Source organism: Ginsengibacter sp., assembly GCF_057362405.1.
Window position 1 is genome coordinate 20,572 of the sequence record NZ_JBMQQG010000271.1, and the last position, 18,262, is coordinate 38,833.

Consider the following 18,262-nt stretch of genomic DNA (forward strand, 5'->3'; position numbering starts at 1 on the left):
TCGTCCACATGTCAATTACTATTTCCAATCTTACGAAAAATTATGGCGATCAAAAAGCAATTGACAACGTTTCCTTTACCGCGGCAAATAATGAAATTGTTGGATTTTTAGGTCCAAATGGCGCAGGCAAATCCACGACAATGAAAATTGTAACAGGTTATGTAAAGGCCGATTCAGGAAATGTTATGGTAAACGGTATTGATGTAAATACAAATTCTCTGGAAGCCAAAAAACAAATTGGTTACTTGCCGGAAGGCAATCCTTTATATCATGAAATGTACGTTCGTGAATATCTAAATTTCATTGCCGAAATACATCAGATAAAAATAAATCGAAAAAAAAGGATAGAAGAAGTAATAGATGTAACCGGATTAAGAATCGAAAGTAATAAGAAGACCGGCCAATTAAGCAAAGGATATAAACAAAGAGTAGGTTTAGCCGCTGCATTAATTCATAATCCGGGTGTGCTTATTTTGGATGAGCCAACGAGCGGATTAGATCCAAACCAAATAGTGGAAATAAGGCAGGTGATTAAAAATCTTGGTAAGGATAAGACCGTACTATTTTCATCACACATTCTCCAGGAAGTACAGAGCATCTGCGACAGAGTAGTAATAATTAATAAAGGGAGCATTGTTGCTGACGATACTCTATCCAACCTTCAGGTAGCAAATAACGCTTACCATATTGTAATGGTTCAGTTTTCCGCACCAGTTGATCCTCAGGAACTATTTAAGTTAGACGGCGTTCAAAAAATTGACGAAGAGAATTCCTTTCTTTATAAAATTCAAACTTCAGATCCTGAAAATATAAAAAGACAAATTCTTAAACTCAGCCTGGAAAAAAATTTAAATATTCTTTCATTACAAAGCGAAGTAAAAAGTCTTGAAGAAGTATTTAGAAATTTAACAGGCAATATTCAAAACAATTAATCAAAAAAAATTATGAGCTACATTGCAAACATACACGCTCGGCAAATACTTGACAGCCGCGGAAACCCAACAGTAGAAGTAGATGTACTTACTGAAACCGAATTTTTGGGAAGAGCAGCAGTTCCTTCCGGAGCAAGTACAGGAATACACGAAGCCGCTGAATTACGTGATGAAGATAAAAAAGTTTATGGCGGTAAGGGAGTCCTTAAAGCTGTAGAAAATGTAAATACACTAATTGCGGATAAACTTACAGGTTGGGATGTTGCCGACCAAACAGGTATTGATAGCGCCATGCTTGCGCTTGACGGAACTGAAAATAAAAGTTCTCTTGGCGCCAACGCAATCCTGGCGGTCAGCCTTGCAGTTGCAAAGGCGGCGGCGTTAGAGGCAAATCTTCCGCTTTACAGGTATGTGGGTGGCACTAACGCCAAGATTCTCCCTATTCCGATGATGAATATATTAAATGGTGGCGCTCATGCTGATAATAAAATAGATTTCCAGGAATTTATGGTAATGCCTATTGGTGCATCATCTTTTAGTGAAGCACTGCGGTGGGGTGTCGAAATTTTTCACGCATTAAAAGCTGTATTGAAAAAGAACGGCTATAGCACAAATGTTGGTGACGAAGGCGGCTTCGCTCCAAATATTCAAAGTAACGAAGAAGCCATTGAAACCGTGCTGACAGCGATAGATAAAGCGGGTTACAAAGCCGGTATGCAGGTTTCAATCGCCATGGATCCTGCGGTTAGCGAAATGTACGATGTAAAAGAAAAAGTGTACCATTTTCATAAGAGTGACGGTAAAAAATTAAGCAGCGAAAAAATGGTTGAGTATTGGGAAAGTTGGGTTAAACAATATCCCATTATTTCTATAGAAGATGGCATGGCTGAAGATGATTGGGACGGCTGGAAACTAATGACTGACAAGATGGGTAAAAAAATTCAATTGGTGGGAGATGATCTTTTCGTCACAAACGTAAAAAGACTTCAGAAGGGTATCGACGATAGTACAGCCAATGGACTTCTTGTGAAAGTAAACCAGATAGGTACACTAACGGAAACCATAAATGCAGTTTCTCTTGCACAAAATAATGGCTACAATACTATAATGAGCCATCGGAGCGGTGAAACAGAGGATACGACTATCGCGGACCTGGCAGTGGCTTTAAATTGCGGACAGATAAAAACGGGTTCTGCAAGCCGTACTGACCGTATCGCAAAGTATAATCAATTGCTAAGAATAGAAGAAATATTGGGAGACAGCGCTGTTTTTCCAAAAGGAAAAATTAAATTTGGTAAGTAAATTCCGAAAATATCAGTGGAAGAAGTGATTGAGGGTACTCTTATATGTCCTTACAAATCAAAAAAATGCAAAAGATTCGCAATTTCTTCACCAATAAATACCTGGTAACTGGCACAGCTTTTGCCTTATGGATGCTGTTCTTTGACAGAAATGATTTTGCCTTACAGTTGAAGCGGATTCGCGAATTGAAAAAACTGCAGGAAAGTGAAAAAGTAATGGATAAGCAAATTGATGACACAAAACAAGAGCTTAGCCAGCTGAAAACGAATCCTGAAACTCTTGAAAAATATGCAAGAGAGAAGTATATGATGAAAAGAGACGATGAAGATCTCTTTATCATCAGTTCCGATTCATCTTCAATTAGATAGGACACAATATTTCTAACATAATCGCGTTTTATAAATTGGATTGGATATTATTTATTTTAAAGCCCTTAATTTCATGATTAAATTCACACCAGAAGATCTGGTACAGTATCTCTATAATGAGACGTCTGTACAAAAGACTGCAGCAATAAAAGCAGCGTTAGAAGCGGATTGGGATTTGCAGGAATCCTACGAACAGATACTAGCAGGTCAGAAAAATCTCGAAGAGATTTCTCTTTCTCCAAGGGATGAAGCAGTGAATAAAATATTACAGCACACTTCAAAAAATGCCGGTCAGTTATATTCTCATTAAAATCATTTTAAAAAGCTATTTTAGTCCTGCCCATCAAGGCGGGATTTTTTTATGACAAAAAAAGAACGGTACCCATTTGTGATAGATTATTTCCTATTGCATGCTCCATCTGCCGAAACTGAACTGGAATATAAAGATCCCTATCAATTACTCGTTGCCGTTATTTTGTCAGCGCAATGTACTGATAAACGTGTCAACAAAACCACACCCACTATTTTTGCCAAATTTCCTGATCTTTCATCGCTAAGCAGGGCGACGCCCGAAGAACTTTTTCCTCTTATCAAAAGTATCTCTTACCCAAATAATAAAACAAAACATCTTATTGCGATGGCAAAAATGGTAATGGAATATTTTGGAGGTAAGATCCCTATGACAGTTGAAGACTTAATAAAATTGCCCGGTGTAGGTCGTAAAACTGCCAATGTAATTACGTCGGTAATTGACCAACAACCAAATATGGCCGTGGACACTCATGTTTTTAGGGTGGCCGCCCGCCTGGGATTAACTTCCAATGCAACTACTGCTCTTGCCACTGAAAAACAGTTGATTAAATATATTCCAGTCTATTTAATTCATAGGGCGCATCATTGGCTTATATTACACGGACGCTATGTATGTGTGGCAAGAAATCCAAGATGTAATATATGCGGTTTAAAAACCGTTTGTAAATATTATAAAAAACATTCAAAATGAAATTATTGGGAAATTGTGTTTATTTTGTATTCCCCTGTAGCAAAATAGCAACCTGCATCAAAACAACTTAATCGACTTTATGAAAATCAGAATCTTCTTTTTTTTCCTTTTGATACTTGCTGGCAACGGACTTAAAGCACAATATTAGAAATCTTAGTTTCCGAAGTTCTATTGAAGAATTTGCCTTAGTAGCCGAATTCCACCCGTTTTATATTTTTTGGCGATTATGATGAAGATCATCACCCATCCTCAGTACCGCCCTATGATGTTGCTCGTATCTGTTATTTTCATTTTAATCCGCAGGCAAAGTTGAATGGGCAATATGTTGATTTGCAACCGCTTCATACCGAGGGTGAGGGATTTGCCGGATATCCAAAAGTCAAGAACTATAAACTCAGCCAGTTCAACTTCCCGCTTGGAATTTGAGCCAGAAATGACGTATCGCCCACAATTAACCTTCGGGCAGAAATTGTAACCAGATTTTTACAAACCGAATATCTTGATTACGTAAGCGGTAGATATGTTGACCCATCTGTTTTTGCCAATTATTTATCGGGGATTCAACTGAATCAAGCGCTGCTTCTTAATGACAGGCACAAACCGGGGGCTAAAACAGCACACCCTGGAGGCATTCGTGGAAATCCTAAAAACAATGATTCTTATATCACCTTCAATATAAAACTGGGATTGACGTTAGGAAGAGAGAGGAGACACTAAAGGTTACAACTACAAAAACTTTTTTATCTCATCTATCAGTTCATGCTTTGTAAAAGGAATTCCCATTATCTTATGGTACCCTTTCGCATCCACCAAAAACTGATCTCTTATAATTTTAATTAATTGGCCATTATTAAGTTCGGGTATCAATATATGTTCGAAATTTCGAAGAATTTGACCAAGATTTCTCGGGAAAGGACGAACATAACGAAGATGCACATGCGATACTAAGTTACCCTCATTAAGAACCTCCACTACCGCAGATTTAATAGCCCCATACGTGCTTCCCCAGCCGAGAACAAGCACCTTTCCTTTTTCAGGCCCATTATCAATTTCCTGTTCAGGAATATAATCAGCTATTTTATCAATTTTTTCCTGCCTGATCCTAACCATGGTTTGATGATTTTCGGGATCATAGCTAACGTTACCAGTCACGTTTTCTTTTTCAAGGCCACCAACTCTATGTTCAAGTCCGGCAAAACCAGGAATAGCCCAAGGCCTTACTAATTTCTCATCTCTCAGGTAAGGTTGAAAAAACTCTTCATTATGGCCCAATTCTTTTTTAAATTTCACTTCAATTGGAGGCAAATCTTTACTTTCCGGATATTTCCATGGCTCTGCACCGTTAGCTATATATCCGTCGCTCAAAAATATCACTGGCGTCATATGTTGTACTGAAATGCGAACTGCTTCATAAACTGCATCGAAACAATCACTCGGTGTTGATGCTGATATAATAGGCATAGGACATTCCCCATTCCGCCCATAGTACGCCTGCAACAAATCGCTCTGCTCTGTTTTGGTAGGTAACCCGGTAGAAGGTCCTCCTCTTTGAATATTACAAATAATCAACGGAATTTCGAGCATTACAGCCAACCCCATCGCTTCAGCTTTTAGAGCCATTCCTGGACCACTTGTAGAAGTTACGCCCAGGCTACCTCCGTAAGATGCCCCTATCGCTGACGAAATTGCTGCAATTTCATCTTCTGCCTGGAAAGTTTTAACGCCAAAAGATTTGTACCTGCTAAGCTCGTGCAAAATGTCGCTGGCCGGTGTTATCGGGTAAGAACCCAAAAAAAGTTGTAACCCGCTTTTTTGAGAGGCAGCTAATAAGCCATACGCAACAGCCTGGTTTCCCATAATGCTTCTGTAATTTCCGGGATCCATCTTTGCTTTCTCTACCGAGTAACGGGTTGTGAAAGTCTCTATCGTGTCACCATAATTGTAGCCGGCTTGTAACACTTTTATGTTACTGTTAAGTATCTCCGGTTTTTTTGAAAATTTTTCTTTTAAAAACCTGATCGTATTATCCATGCTTCGGTTATACATCCAATACAAAAAGCCCAGAACAAACATATTTTTTGCACGGTCTTTTTCCTTAGTGCCCATTTCAAATTCTTTCAGGGACTCCCTTGTTATCTTGGTCACATCAATCCTGATAACCTCATAATTATCAAGACTTCCGTTTTCAAGAGGATTGACACCTTCGGGATAATTAGCAAGACGCAAATTCTTGATGTCAAATCCATCGACATTCACAATAATTTTCCCGCCTTTCTTTAAAGCACTTAAATTGCTTTTCAGCGCAGCGGCATTCATTGCCACCAGCACGTCGCAGGTATCTCCGGGCGTAAAAATCCGATCACTGGAAAATCTTAGTTGGAAACCACTAACGCCAGGCAAGGTGCCTTGTGGAGCCCTTATTTCAGCCGGGAAATCCGGAAAGGTGGCAAGATCGATACCGAGCAGCGCAGTATTATTGGTAAATTGTGTTCCGGTAAGTTGCATCCCATCTCCACTGTCGCCTGCAAATTTTATTACAACATCGTGTAAAACTTCTTCTTTAACGCTCATCGTATTTTATAATCAGGTAATTATGTGTTTGCAAATTTAAAAGTTTACTAGTAAAATTGCGTCAATTGTTTTTTGTAATTGCCGAAACGTTCTAAATCTTAACATTATTTCAATATCCCGTCGTAAACTATTTTTTTTTTGATCTTAATGCTTTCATCATTTTTTTAAATTCACTTTCAAATTCTTTCAAAATAGTTTTATTTAATGAATAGATGCTACTCGTTTTATGGGCCGTACCATTTATCAGCCCGCAATTTTTCAATTCTTTTAGATGCTGCGAAACCGTAGATTGTGAAAGTGGAAGCCGTTGAACGATGTCATTGCAATTGCAATTTTCCTCCTTAGCAAGAATTTTTAATATTGAAATGCGGGCTGGGTGTGCTATTGCTCTGCCAAACATAGCAAGATGTTGCTTTTTCTTTCCGAACGCTGCTTTTTTATGAATAGCCATGTTGAAATAAGTTTTCAAGATAGTAATAAAACAAAATATAATAACTCGAATTTTTGCAAATCATCTAAGCTTAAATAAACCCTTTCTTTGCAAATAGTAATTTGCAATTTCATCGATGTCCGACAAAACGAGGCACATAAAAAAATTTATTTTCAGTCAAGATCTTGCCGACGGCGTTCGTACTACGATCGAGATTGTACTGCCCACTATTGTCTTTGCACAATTAGGAAAAATGGAGACGGGTATTACAATTTCATTAGGTGCATTATGTGTAAGTATCAGCGATGCTCCCGGTCCCGTCAAACACAAGCGAAATGGAATGTTCTACTGCAATATTTTCATTTTTATTATGGCTTTATTAACCGGCCTGGTTAATAACAATATGTATGTCTTGGGACTTTTGATTGCATTATCCACGTTTTTCTTCTCAATGTTTTCCGTCTATGGAAACCGGGCGGCATCTATTGGAACATCCGCATTGCTGGTTATGATATTGCGATTAACCAGTGTAACAGATACTACTCAAGTTGTTAATGACAGCATGTTAATACTGGGCGGAGGAATTTGGTACATGTTGATCGCACTATTGTTTTATAGGCTTACTCCTTATCGCCCTGCACAAAGATCGTTAGGCGAATGCATTCATGAAACTGCGAAATACCTGCGTATTAAATCAGAATTATATGACACGAAAACAGAGCCTGATGAAGAATATAAAAAACTCGTGGCTCAACAGGTTGTTGTAAATGAGAAACAGGAACAGGTTCGCGAACATTTATTTAAAAACAGGCAGTTGCTAAAAGAATCTATCCGAAGCGGAAGAATTCTTGTATTGACGTTTGCTGATCTTGTTGATTTATATGAGCACATTATGGCAAGTTGGTATGATTACGCTTCTTTACGCAAAAGATTTTCTTCGTCTGGAGTATTGGATGAAATTTCTATAGTTATAAAAAATATTGCTGATGAACTGGACGATATTGGCTTCGCTATTCAATCCAATTCATCTTATAAAAATAGATACAATGCATTGCCGGATCTTATGAAATTAAAATCTGCAATTGACACAGTGGGCGAATCAACTGCGAGCGTTCTTATTTTAAAGAAGATACTCATAAATCTCAGAAACATTGCCGAACGTGTAGACGGTTTATCAGCATATTTTGGAAATTCTTTTAGTGAACGGAAGATTCGTAATGACAATGACTATTCAAAATTTGTCACACACCAAAAAATTGATATAATTACTTTCAAAAATAATCTTACGCTTCAGTCATCAGTATTCAGGCATTCTTTGCGCATGATGGTTACCTGCCTGATTGGCTATATAATTTCGAAATTTCTACCCAACGGGCACCACAGTTACTGGCTCTTGTTAACTATCATCGTTATATTAAAACCCGGTTTCAGCCTTACCAAACAAAGAAATTATGAAAGACTTACAGGAACTATTGCCGGGGGCTTAATCGGATTGTTGCTATTAGCGTTTATTCATAACCGTGATATACTATTTATTCTCATTGTATTCTTTATGATTGGGACTTATACTTTTCAGCGCCTGAACTATATCATAATGGTAATATTCATGACGCCATACCTATTAACACTCTTTAGCCTGTTGGGCATTGGGTTTATAAACGTTGCCGAGGAACGGTTGTTAGATACCGGAATAGGTTCTCTTTTATCATTTATGGCAAGCTATTTATTATTTCCGCACTGGGAGTCAGATCAACTGCATAATTATATGAGCAGTGTTCTAAAAGCAAATATTGAGTACATGTACACGCTCGCAGATTTTGTTCGCGGTGAAAAAAAAATTTCTTTGGATTATAAACTTAAACGAAAAGAAATATTCGTCAGTACGGCAAATCTTTCGGGCGCATTTAACAGGATGTTATCTGAGCCAAAAAGTAAACAACGCAAGGGAAATGAAATTTATGAATTTGTTGTTTTGAATAACGTACTATCCTCTAATATGGCCGGCCTTATTGACGATATTGCTGCAAACAAAGATATCAGCAATCAAAAAGAAGCCCAACAATACATTAAACAATCTATCTTTAATTTACGGGAAAGCCTTTTAAAACTGGATAAAAACAATTTGCCAGGTAAAGAAGAAATTAAGATTCCTGAATCTTATAAATTGAAAAGAAAAAACGAAAGTGAATTATTAGAGCAATTCGATTTTATCTATAATCTCACTTATAAAATAAATAAGACTACTACTGCAGTTGCGAATCGGGTTTAAATTATGCCGGCTTTTCAGCCTCCTGATTCTTTGCTTCCTCATGAACCGAAGCAGTGTGTTTTGTAATTGCCTTTTTCTCAATTATTTCATCTCTTTCTGCCCGCCTTTCAAGGCCCTTCATTCCCCAGTGGAGTATTATAGGAATTAGTAAGAGCGTACAATATGCCACGACTGGAAAAAAGAAATATAAAACGAAAGAAATAGTAAAAACTAATGGAATAGTAAGACTCCTATATACACCCAGCATTATCCTCGAATTTGAAATTTGGCGTGTAAGCATTTTTCTTTTTGGATTACTTACGTAAACCCAAAGCCAACAATTCATCAACCCCGTTAACACCATGTTTATGGCATATATGGCATAAGGAATCCTAAGATCAGTCCTTGCACTATATTCCCCTGCCAAACCCGCACTAAAAGGTAGAGTAACCACCGTAAGCAAAAAACCAAGATTGAGCCAAATTAATGAAGTGGAATTTTTAATGACATATCCAAAAATTCTATGGTGAACTGACCAATAATGGCCCACTATTCCAAAACTTATAACAAACCCCAAAAATTTGAATCCCATTTCCACAATTGAATGCCATAAGATTTTATCAGTCGGATCGGGAAATACCGGTGGTTTAATTTCAATAACTAACAATGTAATAGTGATCGCAAATACAGCATCTACGAAAAAAGTGAATCTCTCTACCTGGAACTGTTGTCTTTCCTTATCATGTTTGGCCTCCTGCATATTCAAATAAAATTTTAGACAATAATTTAACGGATAAATAAATTCGACATGCTTTATTCCTTATTTCGAAATGTATTTATTAACCGTTTTATAGAATTTAAGTTCATCAAATTTCCATAAAGTTATTTAATTCTTAGCAAAGGTTTGAATAAGGATCATTTGCCAGGTCAAACGTCGATTTGCCCTCTTATTATTAAAAAAAGGTTTGTCCGAAAACAAACCTTTTAAAAATACCCATCTTAATCACCAAGTTAAAATCAGTTTCAGCTTTATTGTGTACCACCGCCACCCTGCGGCCGTTGTGGACGTAATGTTGCTTCTACTTCATCTTTATATTTTTTATACTGTTCGTCAGTAAAAATGGCTTTTAATTTATCATCCCGATCGTTCATCATCTTTTCAAAAACGCTTCTGTCGGGCCTGGTACCGCTGGCTCTTGCATCTTCCCGCATTTTATTTTGAGCGGTATAAAAGTCTGTGAAAACAGCCGCTGTTTTAGACTGCTCAGCCGTATCAAGATTCAAGGGCGTTGTCATTTTATCCATCGCGGCTTTCACTCGTTCCTCAACTGTCATGCGCTGCATTCCTTGCGAATTAGCATTTATTGTTATTGCGAATAAAAGTGCAATGAACATTGTGATCTTTGTTTTCATAATTGTTGAATATTTATTTTCTTATTTAAAGAGATTGTGTATTTATTTATGTTGATTGTGGTTGTCTTTACCATTTTTACCGGTCATCCTGATGAGCACCTTTTTTATAGTGCTGTCAAACTTTTGCAGCTGATCAGGGTTACAAATATTTCTCACCTTTTTGAAATGATCAAACATGTAAAGATCGAGTGCCTTCTGTCGTTCTGCTATTATATCCGCCGCTTTATTTAAAGATGAATCAGGCACCTGTGAAGAATAAAGCAAATCATAAAAGTCCATTTTTGATTTTCGCAAATCATCAAATAAAACATGGATAGTATCCATCTGGCTTTTTCTTATAGATAAATATGTATCAATCTGATCTTTTGAAAAGCCAACTTCTTTTTGCAACATACCTGACATTCCATTTTGATCATGGGGCCGAACAACCTTTTGGGGCGGTTTGTTCAACACCAGGAAAAATACCAGCATCGCAATGTTTGTTATCAATAAAAAAATAATTATTGAAACAAGCGACTTATTTTTTGTTACTGAATCCATTATGGCTTAAAGTTTTCAAAATCATATAAGTTATAGCTTACCTGGCTGTATTCATCTGCGGTTGCCAGTTCGGGACCTTGTTGCGTTGTTGCGCTGCCTGAAGTAAAAATAACCATCGCATTTATTATCAATACAAAGCAAACACACGCAAAAGCCACAACTGGCCGTGCAGCAAACGATGATATTTTACTCCAAATATTTTTTTCGCTTTGCATTCTTGCCTCGAGCCTTGTAAAAAGAAAGGGACGCGGAGTTGCTCTTGTAATGCCGTCCATGCTTTGCATCACGTCATCAATTTTTTTATTTAAGAATTCGTCTTCCATCTTAGTATATATTTAGACGTTATTTTATTTTAAACCCTGTGTTCTTATTTAATTTTTATTAGTTGAATCCCGGTACTCAATATAACTATAATTAATTTTTATTGATTGCGATATAATAATCTTTCAATATTTTTTTAAGGTTAGCTTTTGCCCTGTGTAATAAAGCATCAACAGCCGAATCGGTAATCCTCATTACTTCGCCAATTTCCAGGTAAGATAGCCCTTCTACCTTATTAAGAACAAAAGCGGTCTTTTGATTTGGTGGCAGTTGTTCCATTGCCTTAAAAAGAATGGCTGCGTTTTCCTTATTTTCCATGCTGACCCCCGGATGGAAAAAATCGGGGGGATCTATAACTGGCTGATCATTTTTTCCGTAAAGACTTTGTATAAATGCAAATCGCTTTTTTCTTTTTTTCTTCCTGATGTGGTCCATTGCCTTTGAAACAGTAATACGATACAACCAGGTAGAAAATTTAGATTCACCCTTAAACGAAGCAACCGATTCAAATGCCTGCATAAAAGTTTCCTGCGTTACATCTTCTGCATCTTCTGCATTTTGTAAAATTCCTATCGCAGTATTATATACCATATCCTGCCAGGTTTCTACTACACTCTTAAATGCTGCTCTGTCTTTTTTCTTCAGCAATTCTATCAAATCCATTTCTGCAATCAAGTCAAATAATTTTTATGCTAAAGTGAAGGGCCATCATGTCCGCCTCCAAAAGGAGGCCCACCGGGTCCACCAAACCTGCGGAAATCTCTTCCCCTATCGTTATAGTTGCCTGATTTACCCTTTCCAAAGGTCTTTAATTTATAGGTAAAAGTGAGCATAAAATATTGTTGCAATACCTGGTTGTTAACGTCCTGGATGTATGAAGAAGTTACGTTACGACTTATACTCCTGTTCTGTTTTAAGAGATCGAACACGGAAAGCTTTAATTCTCCTGCTTGCTTTTTTAAGAACTTTTGTCCTGCCGCAATATTCCATAGCCAATAATTTGTGTTATTGGCGCCGGTTAATCCATGGTAATACTGATTGGTTATATCATTATTTAGAAATAGCCCCTTCTTTGTAAGAAGATTAGCACTGAATGCAGCAGTTTGCATGAAGTAATTGTTATTTAAAGTGGGCTCGATAGAATTTTTTACCGTGTTGATACTCGCCGAATAAGCAAGTGTAAAATCAATATATTGGCTTATGTTACTTGATAAAACTGCTCCGAGATTATAATTATAGGTTTTGGCAATATTAGAAACATTGTTTAATAAACCGGGCAGGTTTGTATAACTAACACCAGCATTCCAGTTTAAGTTAGATTTCAAAAATTTTACCGGCATTGCGTATGTAAAAAAAGATCTTGCACTAATGTATCCATTCAAGTTTACTGGTTTTGAAATTTGTGAGCCTTTAAAAAGGGTAACGGAGTTGGTTAATATAGAATCCCTGGATGCGGTATAAGTCGCATTAGCTACATAATGATTTACAGTTTGCAAAAATATGTTGGCAAAGAAGCTCCTGGCTTTGGGCGTATTAGTGTAATTATATCGTACTATAAAACTGTTAGAATATTGTTGCTGCAAATCAGGATTTCCGGTTGTATAAAAAAACTGGTTCGAGTTGTTAATCACATTTTGTAGTTGGGTTACTGATGGTGCACTTACCGAAGACCGATAAATGATTCGCAAATTGTTTTTTGAATTTAACTTAAATCTTGCAAAAGCGTTCCCAAGAAGATTACTATAAACATTATCAATATGCGAAGACTGCGGAAAAACCTGTTCGCTTTTTAATTCTGAATATTGATAAGAAAGACCTGCAGATATAAAATTATTTCTATCACCGCGGCGGAAAGTAACGCCGGTGTTTTGCGTATTATAGGTGTTATTAAATTTATTGCTCAGGCTGGTATCTAGCAATGAATATTTCGAAGTAACTCCATCGTAATTAAAAGTTTCCTGGTCTGCGTTGTTCTTTTGAAATGAAGGATTATAATTAACCTGCATCAGTGTCTTTTTTCCTATCGGTTCCGTGTACACTAAATTTAGACTGTACTGATTATTGTGATTTTTTTGATTGGAATATTGTTCCAAGGAATCTGTAGCCTTAACTCCCGTAAAATAATTATTAATTGCATTTAAATAGTTGTTGCCTAATTTATCGCTGGAACTGTTAGAAATTCCAACCGAAATACTACGACCCCTCTTATTAAATGCGTGACGGAATAAAACCTGGTCGCTTAAATTATTTCCATGATAGTCGCTGGTAAGGTCATTGTCAGTTTGGCTAAGTGTGTCCTGCCTGTTTACATCAACAAAATTTATTCCGTGAACAAAGTTGGCAGAGTTATTTGTTTGAAATTTTAAATTGGATGTTGCTATGATTGTGTTATTGGAATCAATCCTGTAAGTAAGCCTGAAATTTACGCGATTGTTGAAATTCCTGCTATTCGAAAAAGTGTTTTCATCATAATAATTGCTGCTATCTTTTGTGATAATATTCTGCTGATTAATTGTTTGATTATTGGAAGTATTACTGTTATTAAAAAAATAACTTCCTGTAACATCAATTTTTTTGCTCCATGCATCGCTATAGTTTATGCCAAAGGCATTTGTTTTGGCGATTCCGTCTTGTTGACCAACTGTAAAATTACTGGCGCCTCCGCCGCCTCTATATCCGCCGCCTCCGCGATTACCGCCGCCACCACGGCCACCGGTACTGGTGACCCCTAATAAATCCTGCGAGGAAAAATTCTGTTCATTTACATTATTAACGAGGCCAACTAATGAAATCCTTCTTTCATTATTAAAAAAACTTACATTGCCCCCCGCGCTATAATGGCCATCTGTTCCATAGCCTGCAAACACCCGCCCAAAATTTCCGGTGCGCATATTCACTTTCGTAACTATATTAATAGCTTTAGAGGTATTGCCATCATCGAAGCCCGTAAGTTGCGCCTGATCGCTCAATTTATCAAACACCTGAATTTTATCGACTACTTCCGCAGGAAGGTTACCCAACGTGGCTGTGGCATCGTCGCCAAAAAAATCACGACCATCAACGGTAACTTTTTTTACAGTTTCTCCCATCGCAGTTACCGTACCACTTTTATCAACTGTAACGCCGGGCATCTTTTTTATCAAATCTTCGCTGGTAGCATCCGGATTTACTTTGTATTGGCTGGCGCCAAATTCCATAGTATCATTATTTTGTTTAATAGTAGGAGCAGCGCCATTTATAATTACATCTTTAAGTGTCTTTGCGTTTTCAGAAGTCCCGATAATTCCTAGGTCAACCGGGCTATTGCCAACCGTAATTGTTTTTGATATTGTTGCAAATCCAATTGAAGTAACGGTTAAAATATACCTGCCCGCAGGAACTTTATCAAATATAAACACACCGTTACTATTACTTACAGATGACAGTTCCAATAACGGAGAACCTGCAGCCTTTAGTTTTACTGTTGCATTTGAAACAGGTGCCTTGTTGGTGGCATCCTCAAGAACACCCCTTACTGACTGGGCAACGACGACTGCTGAACATAAACCTGTGAAAAGTAAAAAAAGCAGTATCCGGTTCATAAAGTAAAGTTGATTACTACATTTGACGACATCAAAACACAAAACCTGTGGGGGGTCATTTTTAATATTTAATCCTAAAAAAGTTTAATTTAAAAGGCTTTTATATTTCATTAACACTACTAAATATCATTTCATTTATCTTGCAGCTTCTAAAAAAGAAAATTACATATGGATTATAATAAAATTGTTTCAGTTTCAGGTTTAAGCGGTTTGTTTGAATTACTCTCTTCAAAATCTGACGGAGCCGTTGTTCGATCGCTTGAAGACAATACTTCAAAATTTGTGAGCACGAGGTTGCATAACTTTTCTCACCTCGAAAGTATTGAGGTATTTACTGTAAAAGACAATACCAATCTTTCAGAATTATTTGAAGCGATGCAGAAGAGTAAAGAAAAAATGCCTGACGCTAAAGCAGATAATAAAGCATTGAAATCTTATTTTGAAAAAGTATATCCAGACCTGGATTTCGAAAAAGTATATGCAAGTGATATGAAAAAAATGGTGAAATGGTTTGACATCTTAAAAAAGAATAAGATAGAAATCAAATCAAAAACATCAGAAGAAGGTGCTGAAGCGCCAGATACAGTGGCCACTCCAAAGCCTGTGGTACATAAAGAAACGACTCATGTAAAGCCCCAAAAGGCAGCTTCGCGAAAAATTGAAAGCCGTGGTGTAAAATAATTGAGTGCCGATACCAGATACTTGATACCCGATAACCTAATACCTCAATACTATGATTGAAGCATCTGCTGCTATAAAAAAATTAGAAAGAAAGTTTCTTCCCAAAGATTTAATGATATCAAATTGGGAAATTATTGAACCTTACTTTAAAGAGTTGTTGGACAGAGAAATCTCTTCCAAAGAAGATTTACAACATTGGCTGGCCGATATGAGCGAGTTAGAAGCTGCAGTAAATGAAGATGTTTGCTGGCGCCAGATAAAAATGACAGGCGATACTACCGATAAAAAACTGGAAGAGTCTTTTAATTTTTTCTGCATGGAAATTCAGCCGAAGATTCAACCTTATGCTGATGCGCTTAATAAAAAATTGATTAACTCTCCCTTCGTAAACGAACTGGACCAAACTAAATATTTTACTTATTTACGTTCCGTAAAAAAAAGCATTGAGCTTTTTCGCGAACAAAATATTCCCATACAAGCTGAATTAGCAGTACTGCAGCAGCAATACGGCATGATTACCGGAAAGATGACCATCGAGGTTAACGGTAAAGAATATACGCTGCAACAAGCTTCCAAATTTCTAGAAAACCACGATAGAAAATTGCGTGAAGAAGTTTATAGAAAAATTAATGCAAGAAGACTGGAAGACCAGGACATATTAAATAAGCTTTTGAATCAATTAATAGAAAAACGCCAACAGGTTGCAGTAAATGCAGGCTTTGAAAATTACCGCGATTTTAAATTTAAAGAACTCGGTCGATTTGATTATACCAAAGAAGATTGTTTCAGGTTTCATGATTCAGTAAAGCAACATGTATTGCCATTGGTGAATAAAATTTATGAGAAGAAAAAGAAGAAATTACAATTAGAGGATTTGCGCCCATGGGATACAGAAGCGGAACCTGAAGGAACAAAGCCGCTAACTCCTTTTGAAACCGGAAGTGAATTGCTTAATAAATCAATTGAATGTTTTACGCACCTTCGTCCATTCTTTGGAGATTGCCTGAAGCAAATGAATGCTATGAAGCACCTTGACCTGGAAAGCAGGAATGGAAAGGCTCCCGGAGGTTATAATTGTCCGCTTGCTGAAAGTGGCGCTCCTTTTATTTTTATGAACGCTGCCGGGCAAATGCATGATGTAACAACCATGGTTCATGAGGGCGGCCATGCGGTTCAATCTTTTCTTACACATAATCTCGAATTGAATGCCTTCAAAGATTACCCAATGGAAATAGCAGAAGTGGCCAGCATGTCGATGGAACTTTTTACCATGGATTATTGGGATGTCTTTTTTGATAATAAAGAAGATCTAACAAGAGCGAAAGAACACCAGCTTGAAAGAACAATAACTATTTTTCCGTGGATAGCCGTTATTGACAAATTTCAACATTGGATATACGAACATCCTCAACAAACGGTTGAAGAAAGAACCAAAGCATGGATGGAAATTCTTAATGATTTTTCAGATGATGTTATTGATTACAGCGGCCTCGAAAGTTTCAGGGAAAATCATTGGCAAAAGCAATTGCATTTGTACGAAGTTCCCTTCTATTATATTGAATATGGTATAGCACAATTAGGAGCTATAGGCATGTGGATGCAATTCAAAAAAAATCCTGAAGAAGCGCTGGACAATTATATGAAAGCATTAAGCCTTGGTGGTACCAAAACCTTGCCAGAGTTATATAAGGCTGCAGGACTTACATTCGACTTTTCTCCTGAAAATATTAAAGTGCTGATGGATTTTGTGAATGAGGAGATGGAGAAATTGTAAGATAGTTTATATCAAAACTTCACTATCAAAAAGACGTGGAATCAGGTAATATTTTTTGTTATTGATTTTTACAATAAATTTTTCGGCACGTTGACCTTCAAAGTAAATAGTAGTAAACCTGCTTTCGAAAAGAACCGCCACAAAAAAATCGCTTTTTCTTATTCTTTCAAGAGGGATAGAAGCTTTGTCTACTCTAATTAAGGTTTTATTGTAAACTATCAATGCGTAGTATTTTGAATCTTCAATAATTTCAGTTAACAGCCTTGCCTTAAGTTTAATTGAAATAAAATACTTAACAATAAAAATCGCTGAAGGTACTGTAGCTATAATCAACGCTTTTTTCCAAGGAATATTAAAGAGTTCAAATGAATTCTCGAAGAAGTAATTTACCAAGAAATAGCCTAATGGAATTATTGAAATAAACAATAATATCCAGTCTTCAGCAAAATACAAAGCAAGTTTTTTTGAATAACGCTCCTGAAGTTTATTATCAGTCGGCATGGCTTTAGGCATATTTGAAACTGTCTTGTCCCAATAGACTTACACAAATTAATTATAAAATATTTTATACAAATTAGTTCATCCCTCTTTCCAATAATCCCTTCAAATAATTATTTAGTTTCTTTGCGCATAAAATTCAAATAAAATATGTGGCAACGCCTTGCGAAGTTTGTTTTAAAAAACCGTTTACTTCTTTTAGTTCTTCTATTTTTATGTACCGGTGTCATGGCATTTTATGCGAGCAAAATAAAACTCAACTACGAGTTTTCAAAAGCTGTCCCCACCGATAATCCAAAATACCAGGAGTATCTGTCTTTCAAAAAGAAATTTGGAGATGATGGTAATCTTCTTGTTATTGGTGTTCAGACCGATCACTTTTTTGAGCTTAAAAATTTTGAATCTTTCAAAACATTAAATAGTGCTCTTAAAAAAGTTCCCTTCGTTGAAAATGTATTAAGTGTTGCAAATGCTGTTGACCTGGTAAAAGATTCCGCTAGTCAAAAATTAAACGCGGTTCCAATTTTCGATTCTACTTTACATGCACAGGATAAGTTAGATAGTTCTGTAAACTTACTTCATGCATTACCATTCTATAAA

The 18,262-nt window shown here is 36.7% G+C and carries 17 protein-coding genes and 1 pseudogene; 9 read left to right on the forward strand and 9 right to left on the reverse strand.

Features of this window, described 5'->3' with window-relative positions; all coding sequences use genetic code 11:
• Positions 1–8: 8 nt before the first annotated feature.
• From gldA to nth, 5 genes are all read left to right on the forward strand, one after another.
• Entirely contained in the window at positions 9–932 is a 924-nt protein-coding gene (gene gldA / locus ACO1O5_RS22395; RefSeq protein WP_486274273.1) for a gliding motility-associated ABC transporter ATP-binding subunit GldA, read from the forward strand.
• A 12-nt stretch (positions 933–944) separates the two neighbouring features.
• Positions 945–2,234: a phosphopyruvate hydratase gene (eno, locus tag ACO1O5_RS22400; protein ID WP_486274274.1), complete on the forward strand. Its 1,290-nt coding sequence runs from the start codon at positions 945–947 to the stop codon at positions 2,232–2,234.
• Between the two features lie 65 nt (positions 2,235–2,299).
• A complete protein-coding gene (locus ACO1O5_RS22405; protein WP_486274275.1) occupies positions 2,300–2,602 on the forward strand; it encodes an FtsB family cell division protein in 303 nt (100 codons plus the stop codon).
• Between the two features lie 73 nt (positions 2,603–2,675).
• On the forward strand, positions 2,676–2,912 hold the full coding sequence (locus ACO1O5_RS22410) for a hypothetical protein (protein ID WP_486274277.1): 237 nt from the start codon (positions 2,676–2,678) through the stop codon (positions 2,910–2,912).
• A 51-nt stretch (positions 2,913–2,963) separates the two neighbouring features.
• The gene (gene nth / locus ACO1O5_RS22415) at positions 2,964–3,605 is read left to right on the forward strand and encodes an endonuclease III (protein ID WP_486274279.1); all 642 of its coding nucleotides are present in this window, start codon (positions 2,964–2,966) and stop codon (positions 3,603–3,605) included.
• Between the two features lie 726 nt (positions 3,606–4,331).
• On the opposite strand, the gene ACO1O5_RS22420 is transcribed toward nth, so the two are convergent.
• Together ACO1O5_RS22420 and ACO1O5_RS22425 are read right to left on the reverse strand one after the other, a co-directional pair.
• Entirely contained in the window at positions 4,332–6,176 is a 1,845-nt protein-coding gene (locus ACO1O5_RS22420; RefSeq protein WP_486274281.1) for a 2-oxoacid:acceptor oxidoreductase subunit alpha, read from the reverse strand.
• Between the two features lie 127 nt (positions 6,177–6,303).
• Positions 6,304–6,627, reverse strand: a complete 324-nt coding sequence (locus tag ACO1O5_RS22425) for an ArsR/SmtB family transcription factor (protein ID WP_486274283.1) — start codon at positions 6,625–6,627, stop codon at positions 6,304–6,306.
• Between the two features lie 115 nt (positions 6,628–6,742).
• Here ACO1O5_RS22425 and ACO1O5_RS22430 point away from each other — a divergent pair, with 115 nt between their 5' ends.
• Positions 6,743–8,875, forward strand: coding sequence for an FUSC family protein (locus tag ACO1O5_RS22430; RefSeq protein ID WP_486274285.1), 2,133 nt, complete (start codon positions 6,743–6,745; stop codon positions 8,873–8,875).
• A 1-nt stretch (position 8,876) separates the two neighbouring features.
• Here ACO1O5_RS22430 and ACO1O5_RS22435 read toward each other — a convergent pair whose 3' ends face one another.
• The 6 genes from ACO1O5_RS22435 to ACO1O5_RS22460 all read right to left on the reverse strand — a co-directional run bounded on the left by ACO1O5_RS22435 (position 8,877) and on the right by ACO1O5_RS22460 (position 14,709).
• The gene (locus ACO1O5_RS22435) at positions 8,877–9,614 is read right to left on the reverse strand and encodes a TMEM175 family protein (RefSeq protein WP_486274287.1); all 738 of its coding nucleotides are present in this window, start codon (positions 9,612–9,614) and stop codon (positions 8,877–8,879) included.
• A 269-nt stretch (positions 9,615–9,883) separates the two neighbouring features.
• A complete protein-coding gene (locus ACO1O5_RS22440; protein ID WP_486274289.1) occupies positions 9,884–10,267 on the reverse strand; it encodes a hypothetical protein in 384 nt (127 codons plus the stop codon).
• Positions 10,268–10,309: 42 nt separating this feature from the next.
• Positions 10,310–10,807, reverse strand: coding sequence for a Spy/CpxP family protein refolding chaperone (locus tag ACO1O5_RS22445; RefSeq protein WP_486274291.1), 498 nt, complete (start codon positions 10,805–10,807; stop codon positions 10,310–10,312).
• Entirely contained in the window at positions 10,807–11,130 is a 324-nt protein-coding gene (locus tag ACO1O5_RS22450; RefSeq protein ID WP_486274293.1) for a hypothetical protein, read from the reverse strand. The genes ACO1O5_RS22445 and ACO1O5_RS22450 overlap by 1 nt, the downstream gene beginning before the upstream one ends.
• A 91-nt stretch (positions 11,131–11,221) precedes the next feature.
• Complete coding sequence (locus ACO1O5_RS22455; protein WP_486274295.1) at positions 11,222–11,803, reverse strand: RNA polymerase sigma factor; 582 nt, start codon at positions 11,801–11,803, stop codon at positions 11,222–11,224.
• Between the two features lie 17 nt (positions 11,804–11,820).
• On the reverse strand, positions 11,821–14,709 hold the full coding sequence (locus tag ACO1O5_RS22460; RefSeq protein WP_486274296.1) for an outer membrane beta-barrel protein: 2,889 nt from the start codon (positions 14,707–14,709) through the stop codon (positions 11,821–11,823).
• 168 nt (positions 14,710–14,877) lie between these two features.
• On the opposite strand from ACO1O5_RS22460, the gene ACO1O5_RS22465 reads away from it, so the two are divergent.
• Positions 14,878–15,390 carry a DUF5606 family protein gene (locus tag ACO1O5_RS22465; protein WP_486274298.1) on the forward strand — a complete coding sequence of 171 codons (513 nt, stop codon included), beginning with the start codon at positions 14,878–14,880 and terminating at the stop codon, positions 15,388–15,390.
• 52 nt (positions 15,391–15,442) lie between these two features.
• Positions 15,443–17,164, forward strand: coding sequence for a M3 family oligoendopeptidase (locus ACO1O5_RS22470; RefSeq protein ID WP_486274300.1), 1,722 nt, complete (start codon positions 15,443–15,445; stop codon positions 17,162–17,164).
• Between the two features lie 6 nt (positions 17,165–17,170).
• Here the strand turns inward: ACO1O5_RS22470 and ACO1O5_RS22475 are convergent, their stop codons facing one another.
• The gene (locus ACO1O5_RS22475; protein ID WP_486274302.1) at positions 17,171–17,677 is read right to left on the reverse strand and encodes a hypothetical protein; all 507 of its coding nucleotides are present in this window, start codon (positions 17,675–17,677) and stop codon (positions 17,171–17,173) included.
• Positions 17,678–17,812: 135 nt separating this feature from the next.
• Between ACO1O5_RS22475 and ACO1O5_RS22480 the strand changes: the two are divergent.
• Positions 17,813–18,262 (forward strand): annotated as a pseudogene (locus ACO1O5_RS22480) (efflux RND transporter permease subunit); the annotation flags it as partial.

What these genes read in the sequence shown, in the direction of transcription:
- gldA (WP_486274273.1), top strand. Translation starts at nt 9, where the DNA reads ATGTCAATTACTATTTCCAATCTTACGAAAAATTATGGCGATCAAAAA.
- ACO1O5_RS22475 (WP_486274302.1), bottom strand. Translation starts at nt 17,677, where the DNA reads ATGCCTAAAGCCATGCCGACTGATAATAAACTTCAGGAGCGTTATTCA.
- ACO1O5_RS22435 (WP_486274287.1), bottom strand. Translation starts at nt 9,614, where the DNA reads ATGCAGGAGGCCAAACATGATAAGGAAAGACAACAGTTCCAGGTAGAG.
- ACO1O5_RS22420 (WP_486274281.1), bottom strand. Translation starts at nt 6,176, where the DNA reads ATGAGCGTTAAAGAAGAAGTTTTACACGATGTTGTAATAAAATTTGCA.
- nth (WP_486274279.1), top strand. Translation starts at nt 2,964, where the DNA reads ATGACAAAAAAAGAACGGTACCCATTTGTGATAGATTATTTCCTATTG.
- ACO1O5_RS22410 (WP_486274277.1), top strand. Translation starts at nt 2,676, where the DNA reads ATGATTAAATTCACACCAGAAGATCTGGTACAGTATCTCTATAATGAG.
- ACO1O5_RS22450 (WP_486274293.1), bottom strand. Translation starts at nt 11,130, where the DNA reads ATGGAAGACGAATTCTTAAATAAAAAAATTGATGACGTGATGCAAAGC.
- ACO1O5_RS22440 (WP_486274289.1), bottom strand. Translation starts at nt 10,267, where the DNA reads ATGAAAACAAAGATCACAATGTTCATTGCACTTTTATTCGCAATAACA.
- eno (WP_486274274.1), top strand. Translation starts at nt 945, where the DNA reads ATGAGCTACATTGCAAACATACACGCTCGGCAAATACTTGACAGCCGC.
- ACO1O5_RS22445 (WP_486274291.1), bottom strand. Translation starts at nt 10,807, where the DNA reads ATGGATTCAGTAACAAAAAATAAGTCGCTTGTTTCAATAATTATTTTT.
- ACO1O5_RS22460 (WP_486274296.1), bottom strand. Translation starts at nt 14,709, where the DNA reads ATGAACCGGATACTGCTTTTTTTACTTTTCACAGGTTTATGTTCAGCA.
- ACO1O5_RS22465 (WP_486274298.1), top strand. Translation starts at nt 14,878, where the DNA reads ATGGATTATAATAAAATTGTTTCAGTTTCAGGTTTAAGCGGTTTGTTT.
- ACO1O5_RS22405 (WP_486274275.1), top strand. Translation starts at nt 2,300, where the DNA reads ATGCAAAAGATTCGCAATTTCTTCACCAATAAATACCTGGTAACTGGC.
- ACO1O5_RS22430 (WP_486274285.1), top strand. Translation starts at nt 6,743, where the DNA reads ATGTCCGACAAAACGAGGCACATAAAAAAATTTATTTTCAGTCAAGAT.
- ACO1O5_RS22425 (WP_486274283.1), bottom strand. Translation starts at nt 6,627, where the DNA reads ATGGCTATTCATAAAAAAGCAGCGTTCGGAAAGAAAAAGCAACATCTT.
- ACO1O5_RS22470 (WP_486274300.1), top strand. Translation starts at nt 15,443, where the DNA reads ATGATTGAAGCATCTGCTGCTATAAAAAAATTAGAAAGAAAGTTTCTT.